The sequence below is a fragment of the Streptomyces sp. NPDC059037 genome, from assembly GCF_042740015.1.
GTDB lineage: Bacteria > Actinomycetota > Actinomycetes > Streptomycetales > Streptomycetaceae > Streptomyces.
This window is the reverse complement of record NZ_JBHYIG010000037.1, coordinates 23401-43560: the sequence shown is the minus strand read 5'-3', so window position 1 is coordinate 43560 and position 20160 is coordinate 23401. Positions and strand designations below refer to the sequence as shown.

20 protein-coding genes are annotated in these 20160 nt (G+C 70.9%); 4 read left to right on the top strand and 16 right to left on the bottom strand.

The annotated features are described in order from the left end of the window. Positions 1-53: 53 nt before the first annotated feature. From der to aroH, 5 genes are all read right to left on the bottom strand, one after another. Positions 54-1523, bottom strand: a complete 1470-nt coding sequence (gene der, locus ACFWY6_RS11160) for a ribosome biogenesis GTPase Der (protein ID WP_384687914.1) — start codon at positions 1521-1523, stop codon at positions 54-56. Between the two features lie 79 nt (positions 1524-1602). Then, a complete protein-coding gene (locus ACFWY6_RS11155) occupies positions 1603-2289 on the bottom strand; it encodes a lysophospholipid acyltransferase family protein (RefSeq protein ID WP_384687913.1) in 687 nt (228 codons plus the stop codon). After that, a complete protein-coding gene (gene cmk, locus ACFWY6_RS11150) occupies positions 2247-2942 on the bottom strand; it encodes a (d)CMP kinase (RefSeq protein WP_384687912.1) in 696 nt (231 codons plus the stop codon). Before cmk ends, ACFWY6_RS11155 begins: the two co-directional genes overlap by 43 nt. A gap of 89 nt (positions 2943-3031) precedes the next feature. Further along, positions 3032-4117, bottom strand: a complete 1086-nt coding sequence (locus tag ACFWY6_RS11145; RefSeq protein ID WP_266868633.1) for a prephenate dehydrogenase — start codon at positions 4115-4117, stop codon at positions 3032-3034. Next, a complete protein-coding gene (gene aroH / locus ACFWY6_RS11140; protein WP_135335566.1) occupies positions 4114-4476 on the bottom strand; it encodes a chorismate mutase in 363 nt (120 codons plus the stop codon). The genes ACFWY6_RS11145 and aroH overlap by 4 nt, the downstream gene beginning before the upstream one ends. Positions 4477-4711: 235 nt before the next feature. On the opposite strand from aroH, the gene ACFWY6_RS11135 reads away from it, so the two are divergent. Genes ACFWY6_RS11135 through ACFWY6_RS11120 form a run of 4 tightly spaced genes read left to right on the top strand, consistent with a single transcriptional unit; the run spans position 4712 to position 7242 of the window. Continuing rightward, complete coding sequence (locus ACFWY6_RS11135) at positions 4712-5392, top strand: hypothetical protein (protein WP_384687911.1); 681 nt, start codon at positions 4712-4714, stop codon at positions 5390-5392. 44 nt (positions 5393-5436) lie between these two features. Beyond that, complete coding sequence (locus ACFWY6_RS11130) at positions 5437-6030, top strand: DUF6529 family protein (protein ID WP_361816111.1); 594 nt, start codon at positions 5437-5439, stop codon at positions 6028-6030. Next, positions 6027-6491 (top strand): Rieske (2Fe-2S) protein, encoded by a 465-nt coding sequence (locus ACFWY6_RS11125; RefSeq protein WP_384687910.1) that lies wholly within the window; start codon positions 6027-6029, stop codon positions 6489-6491. Before ACFWY6_RS11130 ends, ACFWY6_RS11125 begins: the two co-directional genes overlap by 4 nt. A 22-nt stretch (positions 6492-6513) precedes the next feature. Beyond that, entirely contained in the window at positions 6514-7242 is a 729-nt protein-coding gene (locus ACFWY6_RS11120; RefSeq protein WP_384687909.1) for a DNA polymerase beta superfamily protein, read from the top strand. Here ACFWY6_RS11120 and ACFWY6_RS11115 read toward each other — a convergent pair. From ACFWY6_RS11115 to ACFWY6_RS11065, 11 genes are all read right to left on the bottom strand, one after another. Then, a complete protein-coding gene (locus ACFWY6_RS11115) occupies positions 7239-8249 on the bottom strand; it encodes an ADP-ribosylglycohydrolase family protein (protein WP_384687908.1) in 1011 nt (336 codons plus the stop codon). The two genes, ACFWY6_RS11120 and ACFWY6_RS11115, sit on opposite strands and share 4 nt — an antisense overlap. Then, a complete protein-coding gene (locus ACFWY6_RS11110) occupies positions 8246-8995 on the bottom strand; it encodes an NUDIX domain-containing protein (protein WP_384687907.1) in 750 nt (249 codons plus the stop codon). The genes ACFWY6_RS11115 and ACFWY6_RS11110 overlap by 4 nt, the downstream gene beginning before the upstream one ends. A 73-nt stretch (positions 8996-9068) precedes the next feature. After that, a complete protein-coding gene (locus ACFWY6_RS11105) occupies positions 9069-10193 on the bottom strand; it encodes a pseudouridine synthase (protein WP_361816096.1) in 1125 nt (374 codons plus the stop codon). A 10-nt stretch (positions 10194-10203) separates the two neighbouring features. Continuing rightward, on the bottom strand, positions 10204-10845 hold the full coding sequence (gene scpB / locus ACFWY6_RS11100; protein ID WP_384687906.1) for an SMC-Scp complex subunit ScpB: 642 nt from the start codon (positions 10843-10845) through the stop codon (positions 10204-10206). Then, entirely contained in the window at positions 10842-11852 is a 1011-nt protein-coding gene (locus ACFWY6_RS11095; RefSeq protein WP_384687905.1) for a segregation and condensation protein A, read from the bottom strand. The genes scpB and ACFWY6_RS11095 overlap by 4 nt, the downstream gene beginning before the upstream one ends. A gap of 17 nt (positions 11853-11869) precedes the next feature. After that, a complete protein-coding gene (locus tag ACFWY6_RS11090) occupies positions 11870-12427 on the bottom strand; it encodes a hypothetical protein (RefSeq protein ID WP_384687904.1) in 558 nt (185 codons plus the stop codon). Further along, on the bottom strand, positions 12412-13554 hold the full coding sequence (locus ACFWY6_RS11085) for a ParA family protein (RefSeq protein WP_135331483.1): 1143 nt from the start codon (positions 13552-13554) through the stop codon (positions 12412-12414). Before ACFWY6_RS11085 ends, ACFWY6_RS11090 begins: the two co-directional genes overlap by 16 nt. A gap of 366 nt (positions 13555-13920) precedes the next feature. Next, entirely contained in the window at positions 13921-15045 is a 1125-nt protein-coding gene (gene ald, locus ACFWY6_RS11080; protein ID WP_384687903.1) for an alanine dehydrogenase, read from the bottom strand. Positions 15046-15181: 136 nt separating this feature from the next. Then, positions 15182-17272, bottom strand: a complete 2091-nt coding sequence (locus ACFWY6_RS11075) for a tetratricopeptide repeat protein (protein WP_384687902.1) — start codon at positions 17270-17272, stop codon at positions 15182-15184. Positions 17273-17439: 167 nt separating this feature from the next. Continuing rightward, positions 17440-18066, bottom strand: coding sequence for an NUDIX hydrolase (locus tag ACFWY6_RS11070; RefSeq protein WP_266868611.1), 627 nt, complete (start codon positions 18064-18066; stop codon positions 17440-17442). An 88-nt stretch (positions 18067-18154) separates the two neighbouring features. Next, positions 18155-19816, bottom strand: coding sequence for a CTP synthase (locus ACFWY6_RS11065; RefSeq protein WP_384687901.1), 1662 nt, complete (start codon positions 19814-19816; stop codon positions 18155-18157). Positions 19817-20160: the final 344 nt, after the last annotated feature.

Below are 20160 nucleotides of genomic sequence, written 5' to 3'. Positions count from 1 at the left end.
CCTCAAAGAATCCGAAGAAGGCGGGGCCTCACCCGTTCGTCGCTGCGTGGCTGCTACTTCTTGCGGCCGCGCTTCTCGCGCACCCGCACCGAGATGTGGATCGGCGTGCCCTCGAAGCCGAACTCCTCGCGCAGCCTGCGCTCCACGAAGCGGCGGTAGCCGTGCTCGATGAAGCCGGAGGAGAAGAGGACGAAGCGCGGCGGCTTGGTGCCCGCCTGCGTGCCGAAGAGGATGCGGGGCTGCTTGCCGCCGCGCACCGGGTGCGGGTGGGAGGCCACCAGCTCGCCGAGGAAGGCGTTCAGACGGCCCGTCGGGACGCGCGTCTCCCAGCCTTCAAGGGCCGTCTCGATCGCGGGGACCAGCTTGTCCATGTGGCGGCCGGTCGTCGCCGACACATTCACCCGGGGCGCCCACGCGACCTGCTGGAACTCGGTCTCGATCTCCCGCTCCAGGTAGTAGCGGCGCTCCTCGTCGAGGGTGTCCCACTTGTTGTACGCGAGGACGATGGCGCGGCCCGCCTCGACGGCCATCGTCACGATGCGCTGGTCCTGGATGCTGATCGATTCGCTGGCGTCGATCAGGATGACCGCGACCTCCGCCTTCTCGACGGCGGCGGCGGTGCGCAGGGAGGCGTAGTAGTCGGCGCCCTGCTGCAGGTGGACGCGCTTGCGGATGCCCGCCGTGTCGACGAACTTCCAGACGATCCCGCCGAGTTCGATGAGCTCGTCGACCGGGTCGCGGGTGGTGCCCGCGAGCTCGTTGACGACCACGCGGTCCTCGTTCGCCACCTTGTTGAGCAGCGAGGACTTGCCGACGTTCGGGCGGCCGATGAGCGCGATGCGGCGCGGGCCGCCGATGGCGGCGCCGAAGGTCTGCTCGGGCGCCTCGGGCAGTGCGTCCAGGACGGCGTCCAGCATGTCGCCGGTGCCGCGGCCGTGCAGCGCGGAGACGGGGTACGGCTCGCCGAGGCCGAGGGACCACAGGGCGGTGGCGTCGGCCTCGCCGGACGGGCCGTCGACCTTGTTGGCGCACAGGACGACCGGCTTGCCCGCCTTGCGGAGCAGCCGGACGACGGCCTCGTCCGTGTCGGTGGCGCCGACGGTGGCGTCCACGACGAAGACGACCGCGTCGGCCGCCTCGATCGCGTACTCGGCCTGGGCGGCGACGGACGCGTCGATGCCGAGCACGTCCTGCTCCCAGCCGCCGGTGTCGACGAGCTTGAAGCGGCGGCCCGCCCACTCCGCCTCGTACGTCACACGGTCGCGGGTCACGCCGGGGCGGTCCTCGACGACGGCCTCGCGGCGGCCGATGATGCGGTTGACGAGGGTCGACTTGCCGACATTGGGGCGGCCGATGACGGCGAGGACGGGCAGCGGGCCGTGGCCCGCCGCCTCGATCGCGCCCTCGACGTCCTCGACGTCGAAGCCCTCTTCCGCGGCGAGCTCCATGAACTCCGCGTACTCGGCATCGCCAAGCGCACCGTGCTCGTGCTCCGAGCCATCGGGCTGGATCTGGTCGTTCATGAAGTCCGTACCTCGTCGTTCATCGTGGTGATCGGTGGACCGTCTCTCTCTGGCGACGGGCCACTACTGAAAGTCTCGCTCAGCGCCCGGTCAGGCGCCTGGCGTTCTCCAGGTGGGCGGTGAGCCGCTCCTGGATGCGCACGGTCGCCTCGTCCAGCGCCTTGCGCGTACGCCGTCCGCTGCCGTCGCCCGCTTCGAAGGGGTCCCCGAAGACGACGTCGACCCGGCTGCGCAGCGGTGGCAGCCCCTTTATCAACCGTCCGCGCTTCTCCGTGCTTCCCAGGACCGCGACGGGCACGATCGGCGCTCCGCTGCGTACGGCGAAGTAGGCGAGGCCCGCGCGCAGCGAGGCGAAGTCTCCCTCGCCCCGGGTGCCCTCGGGGAAGATCCCGAGGACGCCGCCGTCCTCCAGGACGCCGAGGGCGCGGGTGATCGCCGTGCGGTCGGCGATCTCACGGTCCACCTTCAGCTGCCCGATGCGGCGCAGGAAGGGGTCGAGGGGGCCGATGAACGCTTCCTTCTTGATGAGGAAGTGCGTGGGCCGCGGGGCCGTGCCCATCACCATCGGACCGTCGACGTTGTGCGAGTGGTTCACGGCCAGGATCGCCGGTCCTGCCGCGGGGACCTTCCAGGCGCCCAGGACGCGGGGCTTCCACAGCCCGTACATGAGGCCGACGCCGATACGGCGGCCGACCTCCGCACCGCGTTCCGATGGAGCCGCACTCACTTCGAGGCCCGCTTCTCCTCGACGAGGGTGACGACGCACTCGATGACCTGCTGGAGCGTGAGCTCGGTGGTGTCGACCTCGACGGCGTCGCCGGCCTTCGCCAGCGGGGACGTCTTGCGGCTGGAGTCGGCCGCGTCCCGCTTGATGAGGGCTTCCTGGGTCGCCTTGACGTCGGCGCCCTTGAGCTCGCCGGAGCGGCGGGCCGCGCGGGCCTCGGGCGAGGCCGTCAGGAAGATCTTCAGGTCGGCGTCGGGCAGGACGGTCGTACCGATGTCACGGCCCTCGACGACGATGCCCTTCTCGGCGGACGCGGCGATGGAGCGCTGCAGGTCCGTGATCCGGGCGCGGACCTCGGGCACGGCGCTGACGGCGCTGACCTTGGAGGTGACCTCAGTCGTGCGGATCGGGCCCGCGACGTCCGTGCCGTCGACCGTGATGGTCGGGGCGGACGGGTCGGTGCCGGAGATGATCTCGGGCTTCTGGGCGGCCGCGGCGATGGCGCCCGGGTCCGTCAGCTCGATGCCGTTGCTCACCATCCACCAGGTGATCGCGCGGTACTGGGCGCCGGTGTCCAGGTAGCTGAGGCCGAGCTGGGCGGCGACGGCCTTGGAGGTGCTCGACTTGCCCGTGCCGGAGGGTCCGTCGATGGCGACGATGACGGCAGCCTGGGTGGCGGTTTCGGCGGTTTCCACGGGGTGCGGGCACCTTTCTCAGGACGCGGGGCAAGGAGGCGGGGCGCAGACACGCCCCGCACAAGGTTACTGGCTCCCGCGAGCGCCTCTTACTGCCGGATGGCCCAGCCCCGTTCCCGCAGTGCCGCGCTCAGCACCGGCACCGCCTTCGGCTCCACCATCAGCTGGACCAGGCCCGCCTGCTGCCCGGTCGCGTGCTCGATGCGTACGTCCTCGATGTTGACCCCGGCGCGGTCCGCGTCGGCGAAGATCCGGGCCAGCTGGCCTGGCTGGTCGTCGATGAGCACGGCGACGATCTCGTACGTGGCCGGCGCCGCCCCGTGCTTGCCCGGCACCCGCACCTGCCCGGCGTTGCCACGCCGCAGCATGCCCTCGACTCCGGCCGCGCCGTCCCGCCGCTTGGACTCGTCCGCCGACTGCAGGGCGCGCAGCGCGGTCACCGTCTCGTCCAGGTCCGTGGCGACCGCCGCGAGGAGGTCGGCCACCGGGCCGGGATTCGCGGACAGGATGTCGATCCACATCCCCGGGTCGGACGCGGCGATGCGCGTGACGTCACGGATGCCCTGCCCGCACAGGCGCACCGCCGTCTCCTCGGCGTCCTCCAGGCGGGCGGCGACCATGCTGGACACGAGGTGCGGCATGTGCGAGACGAGCGCGACCGCGCGGTCGTGCGCCTCGGCGTCCATGACGACCGGCACCGCACGGCAGAGCGCGACCAGTTCGAGGGCGAGGTTGAGGACCTCGGTGTCGGTGTCCCGGGTCGGGGTCAGGACCCACGGCCGCCCCTCGAAGAGGTCGGCGGTGGCGGCCAGGGGGCCACTGCGCTCGCGGCCGGACATGGGGTGCGTACCGATGTACGGGGTGAGGTCGAGGCCGAGCGCCTCCAGCTCACGGCGCGGCCCGCCCTTGACGCTGGCCACGTCGAGGTAGCCGCGCGCGGCCCCGCGCCCCATGACGTCGGCCAGGGTCGCGGCGACATGCGCCGGCGGCACGGCGACGACGCACAGGTCGACGCGGCCCTCGGGCTCCTCGTCCGTGCCCGCGCCGAGCGCGGCCGCCGTGCGGGCCTGCCCGGGGTCGTGGTCGGCGAGGTGCACGGTCACTCCGCGCGAGACGAGCGCCAGCGCTGCGGAGGTGCCGATCAGGCCGGTGCCGATGACGAGGGCGGTTCTCACTGGGCGATGTCCTTGCGAAGGGTGGCAGCGGCGCCGAGGTAGACGTGCGTGATCTCGGAGCGGGGCTTGTCGGTCTCGATGTGCGCGAGGACCCGGACGACGCGGGGCATCGCGCCGTCGATCTCCAGTTCCTGCGCGCAGATCAGCGGGACGTCCACGATGCCCAGCTTGCGCGCGGCGGCGGCCGGGAAGTCGGAGTGCAGATCGGGCGTCGCCGTGAACCAGATGCTGATCAGGTCGTCCTGGGTCAGTCCGTTCCGCTCGAGGATGGCGGTGAGCAGCTCGCTGACCTGCTCGTCCATGTGGTCGGCCGCGTCCCGCTCCAGTTGGACGGCGCCCCGGACCGCTCGTACCGCCACAGTGCTGCTCCTCGCTCGTGTATCTACGACTTGCTGTGCTCACAAGGGTAGTCAGGGCCCCGGGGGACGAGTGCGCGGCGCCCGCCTGCCGAGACGGACGCCACGTGCCAATGTCGCCCTGATCGCCTTCTGTCGCCACTTGGAACGATCCGTGACGGTTCAGCCCTGGACGCAGGGGGCGCGGGTCCGCTTGCATGGAGGAGCCGGCACGGCCCACGCCTCGGGGGAGGCCCGTATGAAGCGCTCGGGACCGCTGTACACGCTTCTCGGGGGGCTGCTGCTCGCCCTGTTCATGCTGTCGCTCAACGCGACGACGGGGACGGGCAATTCGTCGTACGGAGAGGACTCACCCGGTGCCGCGTCACCGGCGCCCTCCAAGAGCGACCCCTCCAAGAGCCCGACCGACGATCCTTCGAAGGAGCCGTCGAAGAAACCGTCGAAGAAGCCGCCGGTCAAGGCCGAGTACGCGGGCCGTACGGACGACGACACCTCGGCCGTCTCCATCTCGATCCGTGACGGCAAGGCCATCGCGTACTTCTGCGACGGACGGAACACGGAGTCCTGGCTCAAGGGCAATGTCGAGGACGACGGCTCGATGCGGCTGACCGGCAAGCACGGCGCGAAGCTGGACGGCACCCTGCGCGACGACGACAAGGTCCGCGGCACGGTCGACATCGACAAGAAGACATGGGATTTCACCGCGGACCGGGCGAAGAAGCCTTCCGGCCTGTACCGCGCGACCACCGAGGTGCGCGGCGCCGAGGTCGACGGCGGCTGGATCGTGCTGCCCGACGGCAGCCAGGTCGGCATCCTCAAGCGCGACGGCAAGCCCGCGCCCGCCCCGCGCCTGGACCCGGAGACCGGCGCCGTGCCCTTCGACGGCGGGCGCCTCACCGCCCGCCCCGTCGTGCCCTGACCCGTCCGCACCCCGACCCCGCCGCGCCCGACCAGGGAGCCACCATGAGCGTCGATCCGAACGCCGCGACCCAGGGCGGCTTCGGCCCGCCCCCCGCGACGGGCGACCACCGCCGCCCGCACCCCGCCCGCTATCTCGTGCCCGCCCTGGTCGCCGCGGCGGTCGCGGTCGGCCTCGGTGTGTACGGCAAGACGCACGACCCGGAGGGCACGGCCTTCAACCTCGCCGGATTCAGCAGCACCAGCGCGGTCAAGGCCTGGCTGGGCACGACGGCGTTCGCCTTCGCGCTCGTCCAGGTCGCCTCGGCGTTCATGGTGTACGGCCGTCTCCCGGGCCCGTCCTGGTCGGCGGCGCTGCACCGCTGGTCGGGCCGGATCGCGTTCCTGGTGTCGGTGCCCGTGGCGGTGCACTGCCTCTACGCGCTCGGCTATCAGACGTACTCGACACGCGTGATGTGGCACTCGCTGCTCGGTTGCTTCTTCTTCGGCGCCTTCAGTGCCAAGATGCTGCTGCTCCGCTCGGAGAAGCTGCCCGGCTGGCTGCTTCCGGTGATCGGAGGCCTGGTCTTCACGGTCCTCACGGTGATCTGGCTGACGTCGGCGCTGTGGTTCTTCCGTACGTTCGGAGTGACGACATGAGCGGTACGCCCCCTACCCGGCGCACGGTCCTCGCCACCGGCGGCGCGGTCGCGCTGGCCGCCGGATGCAGCAAGTACGGCGACGAGGGCGCGGAGCCGGAGCAGCCGCCCGAGACCGAGTCCTCCGCCGCACCGTCCTCCTCCGGCGGCGAGAAGTCCCAGAAGCCGCCCGCGGCCGACGAGTTGGCCAAGACGTCGGACATCCCGGTCGGCGGAGGCAAGGTCTTCAAGGACGAGAAGGTCGTCGTGACACAGCCCGAGAAGGGCGACTTCAAGGGCTTCTCCGCGGTCTGCACGCACTCCGGCTGCACGGTCAGCGAGGTCACGGACGGCACGATCAACTGCGCGTGCCACGGCAGCAAGTACCGCGTGGCGGACGCCTCGGTGGCGGAAGGCCCCGCGCCACGCCCGCTCCCCGCGCAGAAGATCACGGTCACCGGAAATTCGATCACGCTCGGCTGACCGTCGCCCGTACGCTCACCCCATGCAGCGCCTGAGCGACCTGGACCTCGTGCGCGACCACACCGTCTACTCGTGCGTGATGGGTTCGCGCGCCTTCGGCCTGGCCACGGACGGCAGCGACACCGACCGCAGGGGCGTCTTCCTGGCGCCCACGCCGCTCTTCTGGCACTTCGAGAAGCCGCCGACGCATGCCGACGGACCAGCGGATGAGCAGTTCAGCTGGGAGCTTGAGCGCTTCTGCGAGCTCGCGCTGCGCGCCAACCCGAACATCCTGGAGTGCCTGCACTCCCCGCTCGTCGAGCACCTCACGGACACCGGCCGCGAACTCCTCGCACTGCGCGGGGCGTTCCTGTCCCGGCACGTCCACGCGAGCTTCGCGGGCTACGCGCTCGGCCAGCGCAAAAAGCTCGACGCGGACGTACGCCTGCACGGCGCGCCCCGCTCGAAGCACGCCATGCGCCCCCAGTACCGAAAGCCTGGGGGGGACCCCCGCCTGCGTCTCCTCACCAGCTGCCGCGACCTGCTGCGGACCGGCGACCTCGTCATCGACGTGGGCGAGCAGCGCGAACCCCTCCTCGCGGTCAAACGCGGCGAGGTCACCTGGGCGGACGTCGAGGCGTGGATGAACCGTCTTACGGCGGAGGCGGACGCGGCCGCCGCCCGCACGCCGCTGCCGCCGGAGCCGGACCGACGCAGGGTCGAGGACTTCCTGTTCCGGGTGCGCCGCGCGTCGGCGGCAGCTGCGGCTTAGGCCTCCCCGTCCCAGAGCGCCCCGAGTTCGAGCAGCTCCGTCCGGTACTCGATCCGCTCGGCCCACTCGGCGGGCCAGGCGTCCGCCCCGAGATGGGCGCCCGCGAAGGCACCGGCCAGGCAGGCGATGGAGTCGGAGTCCCCTGAGGTGCAGGCCGCCCTGCGCAGGGCGGTGAGGGGCTCGTCGGGGAACATCAGGAAGCAGAGCAGGCCGGTGGCGAGCGCCTCTTCGGCGATCCAGCCCGCGCCGGTGGCCAGGCAGGGGTCGGTCTCCGGGTTGGCGTCCTTGAGCGCCGCCGCGAGCCGTTCGAGTATCGCGAGGCACTCGTCCCAGCCGCGCGCGATGAAGTGCTCGGGGGTCGGGTCCTGGGAGCGGGTCCACAGGTCGCCGAGCCAGTCCTCGCTGTACCGGGTGCGGTTGTCGATGGCGTACGACCGGAGCAGGCCGACCAGGCCCATCGGTTCCGTGCCCGCGGCGAGCAGCTTCACCGCGTACGCCGTGAGATCGCTGGCCGCCAGGGCCGTGGGGTGGCCGTGGGTGAGCGCCGACTGGGTCTGTGCGGCGCCGGCCCGCATCTCCTCGCTCAGCCACGGCATGAGCCCGAGCGGCGCGACCCGCATATTGGCGCCGCAGCCCTTGGAGTGCAGCTGGCTGGCGTCCCGCCAGGGCCGCTGCTCGTCGGCGAGCAGCTCGCAGGCGGTGACGCAGGTGTTGCCGGGGGCGCGGTTGTTGTCCGGCGAGAAGTTCCAGGCGACGAACTCCCGGCGGGTGAGGTGCGCGAACCGCTCGGGCCCGCAGAGCCCTCGCGCGGACGCGGCCTTGAGCGCACGGCCCAGCGCGAGCGTCATCTGCGTGTCGTCCGTGACGAACGCGGGCTTCGGCAGCTCCATCTCCCGCCAGGGCCCGCACTTGGCGAGGATCGAGGGTACGTCGTTGAACTCGGTCGGGAACCCGAGCGCGTCCCCGAGGGCGAGCCCGATCAGGGATCCGGTGGCGGCGCGCTTCATGATGTCTTTCCTTCCGAGAGATCCGAGGCACTGGTCGAGGGGCGGAGAAGGGGCGGGTGCAGCTCGGTGGCGCCGCCCGCGCGGTAGAGGGCTGCGGGCTTTCCGCGCCCGCCGGTCAGGCGCGCGGCCCCGGGGATCGCTGCGACGAAGCCGGGCGTGCCGAGCACCTTGCGCCGGAAGTTGGCCGGGTCGAGCCCGACGCCCCACACCGTCTCGTAGACCTGCCGCAGCTCGCCGAGCGTGAACTCGGGCGGGCAGAAGGCCGTGGCGAGGCCGGTGTACTCCAACTTGGCGCGGACGCGGTCATGGGCGTCGGCGAGGATCCGCTCGTGATCGAAGGCGAGCGGCCCGTACGCGGAGCCGTAGGGCAGCCAGGCGGCTCGGGCGGCGTCGCTGCCGCCGCGCACCTCGGGCGGATCGGGCACGAGCGCCGCGAACGCCACCGAGACGACCCGCATCCGAGGGTCGCGGTCCGGTTCGCTGTAGGTGCGCAGCTGCTCCAGGTGGAGCCCGGCGGTGTCCGTGAGGCCGGTCTCCTCGGCGAGCTCACGGCCCGCCGCGGTCTCGGCCGACTCCTCGGGGAGCACGAACCCGCCGGGCAGCGCCCAGCGTCCCGCGTACGGCTCCTGGCCCCGCTCGATGAGCAGCACGTGCAGCAGGCCCGCGCGGACGGTGAACACGGCGAGGTCGACGGTGACGGCGAACGGCTCGAAGGCGTACTTGTCGTAGGTCCCGGACACAGGCATGCCCGCCCACCCCCTTAATAGTCATGAAGACTATAAAGAGAGTGGACGGGCAGTCACAACCCCTGAGCGCTGTCTACAGGTCGACTTCCTGCATCAGCATGCCGACCTCGGTGTTCGAGAGCCTGCGCAGCCACCCCGACTTCTGGTCGCCGAGGGTGATCGGCCCGAAGGCCACCCGCACCAGCTTGTCGACCGGGAACCCGGCCTCGGCCAGCATGCGCCGCACGATGTGCTTGCGGCCCTCGTGCAGGGTCACCTCGACCAGGTAGTTCTTGCCGGTCTGCTCGACGACGCGGAAGTGGTCCGCACGCGCGTACCCGTCCTCCAGCTCGATGCCGTCCTTGAGCTGCTTGCCCAGGTCGCGCGGGATCGGGCCGACGATGTGCGCGAGGTAGACCTTCTTCACGCCGTACTTCGGGTGCGTGAGGCGGTGCGCCAGCTCACCGTGGTTGGTGAGCAGGATGACGCCCTCGGTCTCGGTGTCGAGCCGACCCACGTGGAACAGCCGCGTCTCACGGTTGTTCGTGTAGTCACCCAGGCACTGGCGGCCTTCGCTGTCCTCCATGGTGGAGACGACGCCGGCGGGCTTGTTCAGGGCGAAGAACTGGTACGACTGGGTCGCCACCGTCAGGCCGTCGACCTTGATCTCGTCCTTCTCCGGGTCGACCCGCATGCCCTGCTCGAGCACGATCTCGCCGTTGACCTCGACACGGGCCTGCTCGACCAGCTCCTCACAGGCACGGCGCGAGCCGTAGCCCGCGCGGGCGAGGATCTTCTGCAGCCGCTCGCCCTCCTGCTCGGCGCCCGGGAAGGTCTTGGGCAGGTTGGTCTTCGGCTTGCCCGCGTACCGCTCGCGGTTGCGCTCCTCGGCCCGCGCGTCGTACTCACGGGAGGTGGCCGGAGCCCAACGACCCCGTGCGCTGCCCTGGCCCTGCTTGGGGCCGCCCTTGGCGCCGCCGCGCGCCGAGGCGCCACGGCCCGACTTCGGGCCGTCCTGCGTGCCGCCGGTGCCTACGTCGTAGCGCCGCTCCTCCGGACGCGGCTTCTTCGGACGGCCGCTGCCGCCCTGCTTGTCGTCGCGGCTGTTACCGGCACCCCGGTAATTGCCGCGGCCACCGCTGCTGCCTCGGCCGCCGCTGTTGCCACCACGGCTCCCGCCGTTGTTTCCGCTGCTGTTCCTGCCGCTGCTGCTTCGCATCAAATTTCCGTTAGTCGTCTGCGTCCTCGTAACCCGGCGCATCAGGAGCATCCGGGTCGAACGACGGGACACCTTCCTGCGTCTCGGCCTCGATCGCGTCCGCCTCGGGGAGGAAGGGCGCGAGCTCCGGGAGCTCGTCAAGGCCACGCAGGCCCATCCGCTCCAGAAAGTAGTTCGTCGTCCTGTACAGGATCGCACCTGTTTCGGGTTCCGCGCCCGCCTCGTCCACCAGACCCCTCTGGAGAAGGGTGCGCATCACGCCGTCACAGTTCACTCCGCGCACGGCGGAGACCCGGGAACGGCTGACCGGCTGGCGGTACGCGACGACCGCGAGGGTCTCCAGAGCCGCCTGGGTGAGCCGGGCCTGCTGCCCGTCGAGCACGAAGCGTTCGACCGCCGCCGCGTACTCGGGACGCGTGTAGAACCGCCAGCCGCCCGCCACGAGCCGCAGCTCGAAGCCCCGCTGCTGCACGGTGTACTCGTCGGCCAGCTCGCGCAGCGCGTCGGCGATCTGCCGCCGGGGCCGGTCGAGGACCTTGGCGAGGTGCTCCTCGGTGGCCGGTTCGTCGACGACCATGAGGACGGCCTCCAGGGCGGGCCGCAGCTCCAGATCGGCGACGGCGCCGGCCAGGTCTCCCGCGGGACTGCTCATGCGGTCTGCTCCTCGCTCGTCTCGCCCGGCAGCTCCGGGGCCCGGTCGAATTCGTCGGTCACCGCCGGCTGCCCGTCGCCGTCGCCGCCGGTCCACCGCACCATCAGCTCGCCCAGGGCGTCCTCCTGGTCCAGGGCCACGGCCTTCTCGCGGTACAGCTCGAGCAGCGCCAGGAAGCGGGCGACCACGGTGAGGGTGTCCCCCGCGTCCTCGACCAGCACCTGGAAGCTGACCTCGCCGCGCTCCCGCAGCCGGGCCACGACCACCCCCGCCTGCTCCTGCACGGAGACCAGCGGGGCATGGATGTGGTCGACGTACACCTGAGGCTTCGCCCGCGGCTGCATCGCCTTCACGGCGAGCCGGGCGAACCCCTCGGCGCCGATGCTGATGACGACCTCGGGCAGCAGCTCGGCATGGTGCGGCTCAAGCCCCACGGTCCGCGGGTAGCGCCGCGCCTCCTCCTCAAGACGCCCGCTGAAGATGTCCGCGATCTGTTTGTACGCGCGGTACTGAAGGAGCCGCGCGAAGAGCAGGTCCCGCGCTTCGAGCAGCGCGAGATCCGCCTCGTCCTCGACCTCGGCAGTGGGCAGCAGCCGGGCCGCCTTGAGGTCGAGCAGGGTCGCGGCGACCACCAGGAACTCGGTGGTCTGGTCGAGATCCCAGTCGGGTCCCATGGCCCGGATGTGCGCCATGAACTCGTCGGTCACCTTGGACAGCGCGACTTCGGTGACATCGAGCTTGTGCTTCGAGATGAGCTGAAGCAGCAGATCGAAGGGCCCTTCGAAGTTCGCGAGCCGAACCTTGAACCGCCCGTCGTCAGGCTCGGCCGGGGGCGCGTCCGAGTCGTCCCCGTTGTGGGCAGGCGTTCCGCACGGCGGAACGGGTGGGCACAACCCACCACGGTCCGCGGCTTCAGAACCGGCCTCAGGCGAAGAAGGCTCCGCTCCGGGGCCACGCCCCAGGGCACGGCGCCGGGCAGGCGGTGCGGAATCGTCGTTCAGGGGCATCGGCGGGAAGGCTACCCCTACCGCCCACGCAGCCGTCGTACGAGAATGCTCGCGTCCCCGCGGGACTCGAGATCGGCGAGGACGACAGCCACCGCCTCGCGGACGATCCGCCCGCGGTCGACCGCGAGACCGTGCTCGCCCCGGAGCACGAGCCGGGCGTGCTCAAGATCCATGAGCTCCTCGGCGGACACGTACACGGTGATCTTCTCGTCGTGCCGCTCACGCCCGCTCGGCCGCCGGTTGGCGGCACGGGCACGCCGCCGCGCCTGCGCGGTGGAGGCGGAGCCTGCGGACCGGCCGCCGCCCTTCTCGCCCTCGGCGGACGCCGTGCGGCTACGGGATTCCCCGGCCCCCGACTCCGCGTCGGCGGCGCCGTGTTCGGCGGACTCACCGCCGTCCGCGTCGCCCGCGCCCCCGGGGGAGTCACCGGCGGCGGTCTCGTCGCTCTCCCCCGCGGGCGCCGGCACCCGCGGCTCGCCATTGGTCTGGCGTCGCGGAGACGACGACTGCAGCGCCATCCCCCCGGTCGTACGGAACAGTTCGTCGGCCCCCGGCAGACTCACTCGGCGTGACACCGGGCGAGCACCTCCCTGGCGAGCTGACGGTAGGCGGCGGCGCCGACGGAGTTCGAGGCGTACGTGGTGATCGGCTCACCGGCGACCGTGGTCTCCGGGAAGCGGACCGTGCGCCCGATGACCGTGTGGTAGACGTGATCGTCGAAGGCCTCGACCACCCGCGCGAGCACCTCACGGCTGTGCACCGTGCGGGAGTCGTACATGGTGGCGAGGATGCCGTCGAGCTCCAGGTCGGGGTTGAGCCGCTCCTGGACCTTCTCGATGGTCTCCGTCAGGAGGGCCACACCGCGCAGCGCGAAGAACTCGCACTCGAGCGGCACGATCACCTTGTGAGCCGCCGTCAGGGCGTTCACGGTGAGCAGGCCGAGCGAGGGCTGACAGTCGATCACGATGTAGTCGTAGTCCTGCATCAGCGGCTTCAACGCCCGCTGCAGCGTGGACTCTCGGGCGACCTCGCTGACCAACTGCACTTCGGCGGCGGACAGGTCGATGTTGCTGGGCAGCAGGTCCATGTTCGGGACCGCGGTCTTCAGGAGCACCTCGTCGGCCGACATGCCCCGCTCCATGAGCAGGTTGTAGACCGTCAGGTCCAGCTCCATCGGGTTCACCCCGAGGCCCACCGAGAGGGCGCCCTGCGGGTCGAAGTCGACGAGCAGGACCCGGCGTCCGTACTCCGCGAGCGCGGCACCCAGGTTGATGGTCGACGTCGTCTTGCCCACGCCGCCCTTCTGGTTGCACATCGCGATGATCTTCGCGGGGCCGTGATCGGTCAGCGGGCCCGGGATCGGGAAGTACGGCAGCGGGCGTCCCGTGGGGCCGATGCGCTCACGGCGCTGACGGGCCGCGTCCGGGGCCAGCGTGGCCGCGTACTCGGGATCGGGCTCGTACTCGGCGTCAGGGTCGTAGAAGTGCCCCTGGGGCAGTTCCTCGTAGTCGGCGAGTTGGGTGTGGGTGGTGTTCTCGCCACTCCGGTCGCCGGCCATGGCGTTCACGTGATGGCCATCCATGCTCTGGGGTGCAGACGATGTCGGTTGCGTCGGCTGCGGTTTCTGGCGGGCTTCGAAGGTGCGGACAGCGACGGAGCCGACAGCCTCGAGCCCCACGGGTCCTTGGCCCCGCGCAGACATTCCTGGTTGACCACCCCCGGGAGCAAATGTCGACTCATTCACAAGTCGTCTTACCTCCTTGGTGACCAGGAAATTTCTCGATAGGTCAGCGTGACACCATGCCGACGGTTGGCGACTCTATGGCGTGTCACCGGTCCGCAGCAACACAATCCGCCGGACCCGGCCCGATGTGTCGGCAATCGAACGCCCCCATGTCAAGGGCGCGTGGGGTGCCATTGGCACATTTCCGGGGTGGGCGAATCGGTTAAAGGGTTACGTTCAAGGCGAGTTGACCATGTCCACGGACATACGCATACGACCGGACCCCTCTCAAGGTCCGGCCGCAGGCGTGAGATTGACGACTTTCGTTGACGAAAGTGGTCAGGATCAGCCGAGGAGCGTCTCCAGCTCGACGTGCTCGAGGCCGTGCGACTCGGCGACCTCCTTGTAAATCACCTTGCCGTCATGGGTGTTGAGACCCAGGGCGAGCGCGTGGTCACGGCGCAGCGCCTCGACCCAGCCGCGGTTCGCGAGCTCGACGATGTACGGCAGCGTGGCGTTGGTCAGCGCGTACGTCGAGGTGTTGGGCACCGCGCCGGGCATGTTGGCGACGCAGTAGAACACCGAGTTGTGGACCGGGAAGGTCGGCTCGGCGTGCGTGGTCGCGTGCGAGTCCTCGAAGCAGCCGCCCTGGTCGATCGCGATGTCGACAAGGACACTTCCCGGCTTCATCCGCGAGACGAGCTCGTTGGTGACGAGCTTCGGGGCCTTGGCGCCCGGGATGAGGACGGCGCCGATGACGAGGTCGGCGTCGAGGCAGGCCTTCTCGAGCTCGAAGGCGTTGGAGACGACGGTCTGGATCTTCGTGCCGAAGATCTTGTCCGCCTCCTTGAGCTTGTTGATGTCCTTGTCGAGCAGGGTCACGTGGAAGCCCATGCCGATGGCGATCTGCGCGGCGTTCCAGCCGGAGACGCCACCGCCGATGACGACGGCCTTGCCGGCCGCCACACCCGGGACACCGCCGGGCAGGACACCGCGGCCGCCCTGGGCGGCCATCAGGTGGTACGCGCCGACCTGCGGGGCCAGGCGGCCCGCGACCTCGGACATCGGGGCGAGCAGCGGGAGCGCGCGGCCCGCGGTCTCCACCGTCTCGTACGCGATGGCGGTCGTGCCGGACTCCAGGAGCGCGTCCGTGCACTCCTTGGAGGCGGCCAGGTGCAGGTAGGTGAAGAGCGTCTGGTCCTTGCGGAGGCGGTGGTACTCCTCGGCGATGGGCTCCTTGACCTTCAGCAGGAGGTCGGCGGTGGCCCAGACCTCGTCGGCGGTGTCCAGGATCTGGGCGCCGGCCGAGACGAACTCGTCGTCCGTGATGGAGGAGCCGACACCGGCGTTGCGCTCGATGACGACCTGGTGGCCATGGCGCACCAGCTCGTGCACACCGGCGGGGGTGATGGCCACCCGGAACTCGTTGTTCTTGACCTCGCGGGGGATGCCGACCTTCACGTGGATCACGGTCCTCTTGGCTCAGGGATTTTTCGGGCAATGAACTACGTACCGATACACAAGAGGGCGCATCGGAAGACACCACGGAAGTACGCGGCGGAGCCAGTCTAATGAAGGACTTCTCGCTGTCTAGCCTTTCAATGCATCAATCTTCTGCGGAAGCGCTACGGATTTCGTAGGCGGAACCCGCCGGTCCGTCCTTCGATGCAAGCCCTGTGACCTCCTCGAGCTCTGTTCCCAGCATGCGCTTGGCGGCGGCGCGGTGCAGCCGGGCGGCCGCCGGGTCGCCGAGACGCTCCAGGGTGTCGGCCAGCCTGAGCTGCAGCGCGGCCTGGAGACGTACGTCGCCGGCCTGCCGCGCCCACTCGACCGCCTCCTGGCAGGTGTGCAGCGACTCCTCGGGCCGCCCCGCGTACTCCTGCACCCGCGCCAGCTCGCTCAACGCCCTTGCCTGGCCCGCCACATCGCCGCACTTGCGGTACCCGGTGACGGCCGAGCTCCAGTTGCGCAGCGCCTCTCCGTAGCGCCCCGCATAGGTGTGCGCCGTGCCGATGCGGCCGTAGAGCCGGGCCGCGTCGGCACGCTCGTCCCGGCCGAGGCGCTGGGCGAGGGCCCGGCCGAACCAGTCCGACGCCCGCGACCAGTCCCCCAGCTCCTGGTACGCGCCACCTACGGATTCCATTGCGCGGCCGGTCGCGTACGGGTCATTTGCTCTGCGTCCGGCATCCAAAGCCGACCGATATCGCACCAACGCCTCTTGTGTACGTCCCGTGCGCGCATCCAGATCCGCGAGATTGAGCAGCGCGGCCGCCTGCTCGCGGGGCAGATCCCTGCGCTCGGCGACATCCAGGACCAGCTGATGGATGCCGTACAGCTCGGGAGCCGCGTCCTCCGTGCCGCGGTGCGCGACCAGCGCCCGCGTCAGGGCCGCCATCAGGCGCCGGGCGAGGGTGTCGAGCTCCCCGTCGGCGACCGCGAGGCGGGCGGCGGCGAGCAGCGCGGGCTGCCGGATGCGCAGCCACTCGGCGGCGGCCGCCCGGTGCGGGAAGCGCAGGGCGCGCGGCAGCCCCGCGAGCTTCTTGCGGGCCGCCGAGCCGTCCGGTTCGGTGATCGCCCGGCAGGACTGCAGGAGGCGTACGGTCCGCTCCAGCATCCTGGCCCGCGCGAGCTGCACCTCGGCGGGGCGGTCCTGGCTCTCGGTGAGGGAGCGCAGGAGCGGCGTCAGGCAGCCGGGCACCTCGTACTGCGGCAGCGGCGACTCCACGGCCCTGACCAGGCCGAGCTTCACGAAGTCGTCCAGGGTGGTGCGGGCGGCGGAGACCGAGCAGCCGGCCAGGGCGGACGCCGTGTGCGGGTCGACGTGGCCCGCGGGGGCGAGGGAGAGGAAGCGCAGTATCCGCGCGGCGGGGCCCGGCAGCGAGGCGTACGAGTGCTGGAAGACGCGGGCAAGGGCGGACCCCTCGTCGGGGCGGTCGTGCACCTGCTTGGCCAGGTCGGCGAGGGCCGCCTTGGGCCGCACGGAGAGCCAGCCGCCGGCCAGGACGAGGGCCGCGGGATGCGCGGCGCACGCCTCGACCAGGCTCTCCGCGGAGCGCGGGTCCACGGTGACCCGCACCTGGCCCGCGGCGCGGGAGAGCAGCTCGACGCCGGCGGCGGTGTCCAGGCCGCCGAGCGTGCAGGGCCGCACGTCCGGGATTCCGGTGAGCGGGCCCTCGGAGACGGCGACGGCCAGGCAGTCGGGCGCGTCCGGGATCAACGGGTCGACCTGCTCGGCATCGGCCGCTCCGTCGAGCAGCAGCAGACACCGGCGGCCGGCCAGGGCCTCGCGGAGCACCTCGGTCAGCTCGTCCTCGTCGGCACCCGGCGGTGCGGGCACCTCCAGGACGTCGAGCAGCTCCCGCGCGGAGCGCTCGGTGGGCACGCGCGTGCCGTCGGGTTCCGTGAGGTGGGCGCGGAGGATGCCGTCCGGGTAGTTGTCGGCGACCTGCCGGGCGAGCTCCTCCGCGAGGGAGGTGCGGCCCGAGCCCGGGCGTCCCGCGATGAGCAGCACACGCGCGCGTGGCGCCTTGCGGCCCGAGATGGTGTCGAGTCCCGCGCGGTCGATGTCGGCGCGGAGCTCCTTCAACTCCCGGCGCCGGCCGGTGAATCGGCCTTCCCCGGAAGTCCGGGCCGACGCGGGCCGCGGCACCGCGCCGCCCGCCGCCGAACCGTCCGTGTCGACCGCCTGATCCGTCACGGGCCATGCTCCGTCCGCCTGCGCGCGAACCCGCCGGGACTCCGGTCGGGACGCTTCCAGAGCCTAGTTCAGGCCCTGCCGCGTCCCCCGTCACGCGGCGCACACAGTCGCCCGATCGGATCAGCCGATCGTCACACCGGAGCCTGAAGCCGCCCCCTGATGTGTGCTCAGGCCTCGAAGGGACGCGCGGGCCAAGGCGCCTCGGCCGGGCGCAGCGCGTCCACGCCGTCGCCGTTCAGCGCGGCGGTGAGCGAAAGGGCGCCCACGACGAGGCAGTTGTTGTGCAGTTCGCCGGCGAGCACGCCGCGTACGAGCTCTTCGAGCGGTACGCGCGCCAGCTCCATGTCCGCCTCCTCCTCGGAGACTTCGAAGCGCTCGCCCTCGGCCTCGGAGAGATCGCGGGCGAGGAAGATGCGCACGGCCTCGTCACAGCCGCCGGGCGTGGTGTAGACGTCGGTGAGGACCCGCCAGTCCTCGGCCTTGACGTGCGCCTCTTCGTAGAGCTCGCGCTGGGCGGCGTGCAGCGGGTTCTCGCCGGGGATGTCGAGCAGTCCCGCCGGGATCTCCCAGAGCTTCTGGCGGACCGGGTGGCGGTACTGGCGCAGGACCAGGACGCGGCCCGCGTCGTCGAGCGCGAGCACGGCGACCGAGCCGGGGTGCACCTGGTAGTCGCGGCGGACGACGGTCCCGTCGGGCATGACCACGTCGTCGGTGCGGACGGAGGTCTTGTTGCCGACAAACGGGGTCTCCGTCGCCGTGACCTGCCACTCCTCGGCGGTGTCCTTGATCGTCATGTCGCCCTGTCCTCCCACACGCACACAAACAGAAACCGGGGCACGCACCTCGAAAGACGCGTACCCCGGCAACCGTACAACCCTTGTGTTACTTGCCCTTCTTGGCCGCCGTCTGGCGCTCCACGGCCGCCTTCACCAGACCGGCGAAGAGCGGGTGCGGACGCGTCGGGCGCGAGCGCAGCTCCGGGTGGGCCTGCGTGGCGACCAGGTAGGGGTGGACGTCGCGCGGGTACTCGACGTACTCGACGAGCTTGCCGTCCGGGGAGGTGCCGGAGAACTGCAGGCCGGCCTTCTTCTCCAGCTCGCCGCGGTAGGCGTTGTTCACCTCGTAGCGGTGGCGGTGGCGCTCCTCGACGTACTCCTTGCCGTCGTACACCTCACGCGCGATCGAGCCCTCGGCGAGCTTGGCCGGGTACATGCCCAGGCGCATCGTGCCGCCCATGTCGCCCTCGCCCGCGACGATGTCGAGCTGCTCGGCCATGGTCGAGATGACCGGGTGGGAGGTCGCGGCGTCGAACTCGGTGGAGTTGGCGTCGGGGATGTCCGCGAGGTTGCGGGCGGCCTCGATGACGATGCACTGCAGGCCGAGGCAGATGCCGAGCAGCGGCACCTTGTTCTCGCGGGCGTACTGGATCGCGCCGACCTTGCCGGAGACACCACGGTCGCCGAAGCCGCCGGGGATCAGGATCGCGTCGCAGTCGGCGAGCTGCTTCTTGGCGCCCGCCGGGGTCTTGCAGTCGTCCGAGGTGACCCACTTGACCTTGACGCGGGCCTTGTTGGCGAAGCCGCCGGCGCGCATGGCCTCGGTGATGGAGAGGTACGCGTCGGGCAGGTCGATGTACTTGCCGACCAGCGCGATGGTGACCTCGTGGTCCGGGTTGTGCACCCGGTCCAGGAGGTCCTCCCACTGGGTCCAGTTCACATCGCGGAACGGGAGGTCCAGCTTGCGGACGACGTAGGCGTCAAGGCCCTCGGTGTGCAGGACCTTCGGGATGTCGTAGATCGACTTGGCGTCGATGGCCGCGACCACCGCGTCCTCGTCGACGTCGCACATCAGCGAGATCTTGCGCTTGATGGACAGCGGCACCTCGCGGTCGGCGCGCAGCACGATGGCGTCCGGCTGGATGCCGATGTTGCGCAGGGCGGCGACGGAGTGCTGGGTCGGCTTGGTCTTCAGCTCGCCGGAGGGGCCGATGTAGGGCAGCAGCGAGATGTGCACGACGAAGACGTTGTCGCGGCCGACCTCGTGGCGGACCTGGCGGACGGTCTCCAGGAAGGGCAGGGACTCGATGTCGCCGACCGTGCCGCCGACCTCGGTGATGACGACGTCCACGTCGTCCGTGGCCATGCGGCGGATGCGGTGCTTGATCTCGTTGGTGATGTGCGGGATGACCTGCACGGTGTCGCCCAGGTACTCGCCGCGCCGCTCCTTGGCGATGACCTGCGAGTAGACCTGGCCGGTGGTGACGTTGGCCGAGCCGTCGAGGTCGACGTCGAGGAAGCGCTCGTAGTGGCCGATGTCCAGGTCGGTCTCGGCGCCGTCGTTGGTGACGAACACCTCGCCGTGCTGGAAGGGGTTCATCGTGCCCGGGTCGACGTTCAGGTACGGGTCGAGCTTCTGCATGGTGACGCGCAGGCCACGAGCCTTGAGGAGCGCACCCAGGCTGGAGGCAGTCAGACCCTTGCCGAGGGAAGAGGCGACACCCCCGGTGACGAAGATGTGCTTGGTCGTCGTGGATTTGGGCTGCATAGCCAAAGGGGGGCTCCCGTGGTCGCGGTCTGGAGGATGCGTGCCGGCGCTCTCACCAGGGATTCGGGGAGGTGCCGTCGCTGCGGTTCGGGGGTTCTAGGACCACCGGCTCACGGGCTACCAGGGTATCAGCGACGGGACGAGGCTGCTTCCGGCCACGCTCCGGCACTCTCTTCACAGCCGCCTCACCTGGCGCTCACCCGTTCGGCGCAGCCGCGTTGTCCGGACCGGCGCGCAGATCACCGGGGTGCGTCGTATCCTGCTCGGACACTTGCTGCCGAGCCGTCCGACCAACGGCATCACCCCCGCCCGTTCTCCAGGAACAAGAGGCTCGCGCAGTTCGT

Coding starts and splice junctions, on each gene's coding strand:
- ACFWY6_RS11070 (WP_266868611.1), bottom strand. CDS start 18,066: ATGACGATCAAGGACACCGCCGAGGAGTGGCAGGTCACGGCGACGGAG.
- ACFWY6_RS11120 (WP_384687909.1), top strand. CDS start 6,514: ATGCAGCGCCTGAGCGACCTGGACCTCGTGCGCGACCACACCGTCTAC.
- ACFWY6_RS11135 (WP_384687911.1), top strand. CDS start 4,712: ATGAAGCGCTCGGGACCGCTGTACACGCTTCTCGGGGGGCTGCTGCTC.
- ACFWY6_RS11110 (WP_384687907.1), bottom strand. CDS start 8,995: ATGCCTGTGTCCGGGACCTACGACAAGTACGCCTTCGAGCCGTTCGCC.
- ACFWY6_RS11125 (WP_384687910.1), top strand. CDS start 6,027: ATGAGCGGTACGCCCCCTACCCGGCGCACGGTCCTCGCCACCGGCGGC.
- ACFWY6_RS11105 (WP_361816096.1), bottom strand. CDS start 10,193: ATGCGAAGCAGCAGCGGCAGGAACAGCAGCGGAAACAACGGCGGGAGC.
- ACFWY6_RS11065 (WP_384687901.1), bottom strand. CDS start 19,816: ATGCAGCCCAAATCCACGACGACCAAGCACATCTTCGTCACCGGGGGT.
- ACFWY6_RS11115 (WP_384687908.1), bottom strand. CDS start 8,249: ATGAAGCGCGCCGCCACCGGATCCCTGATCGGGCTCGCCCTCGGGGAC.
- ACFWY6_RS11085 (WP_135331483.1), bottom strand. CDS start 13,554: ATGTCTGCGCGGGGCCAAGGACCCGTGGGGCTCGAGGCTGTCGGCTCC.
- ACFWY6_RS11095 (WP_384687905.1), bottom strand. CDS start 11,852: ATGCCCCTGAACGACGATTCCGCACCGCCTGCCCGGCGCCGTGCCCTG.
- ACFWY6_RS11130 (WP_361816111.1), top strand. CDS start 5,437: ATGAGCGTCGATCCGAACGCCGCGACCCAGGGCGGCTTCGGCCCGCCC.
- der (WP_384687914.1), bottom strand. CDS start 1,523: ATGAACGACCAGATCCAGCCCGATGGCTCGGAGCACGAGCACGGTGCG.
- scpB (WP_384687906.1), bottom strand. CDS start 10,845: ATGAGCAGTCCCGCGGGAGACCTGGCCGGCGCCGTCGCCGATCTGGAG.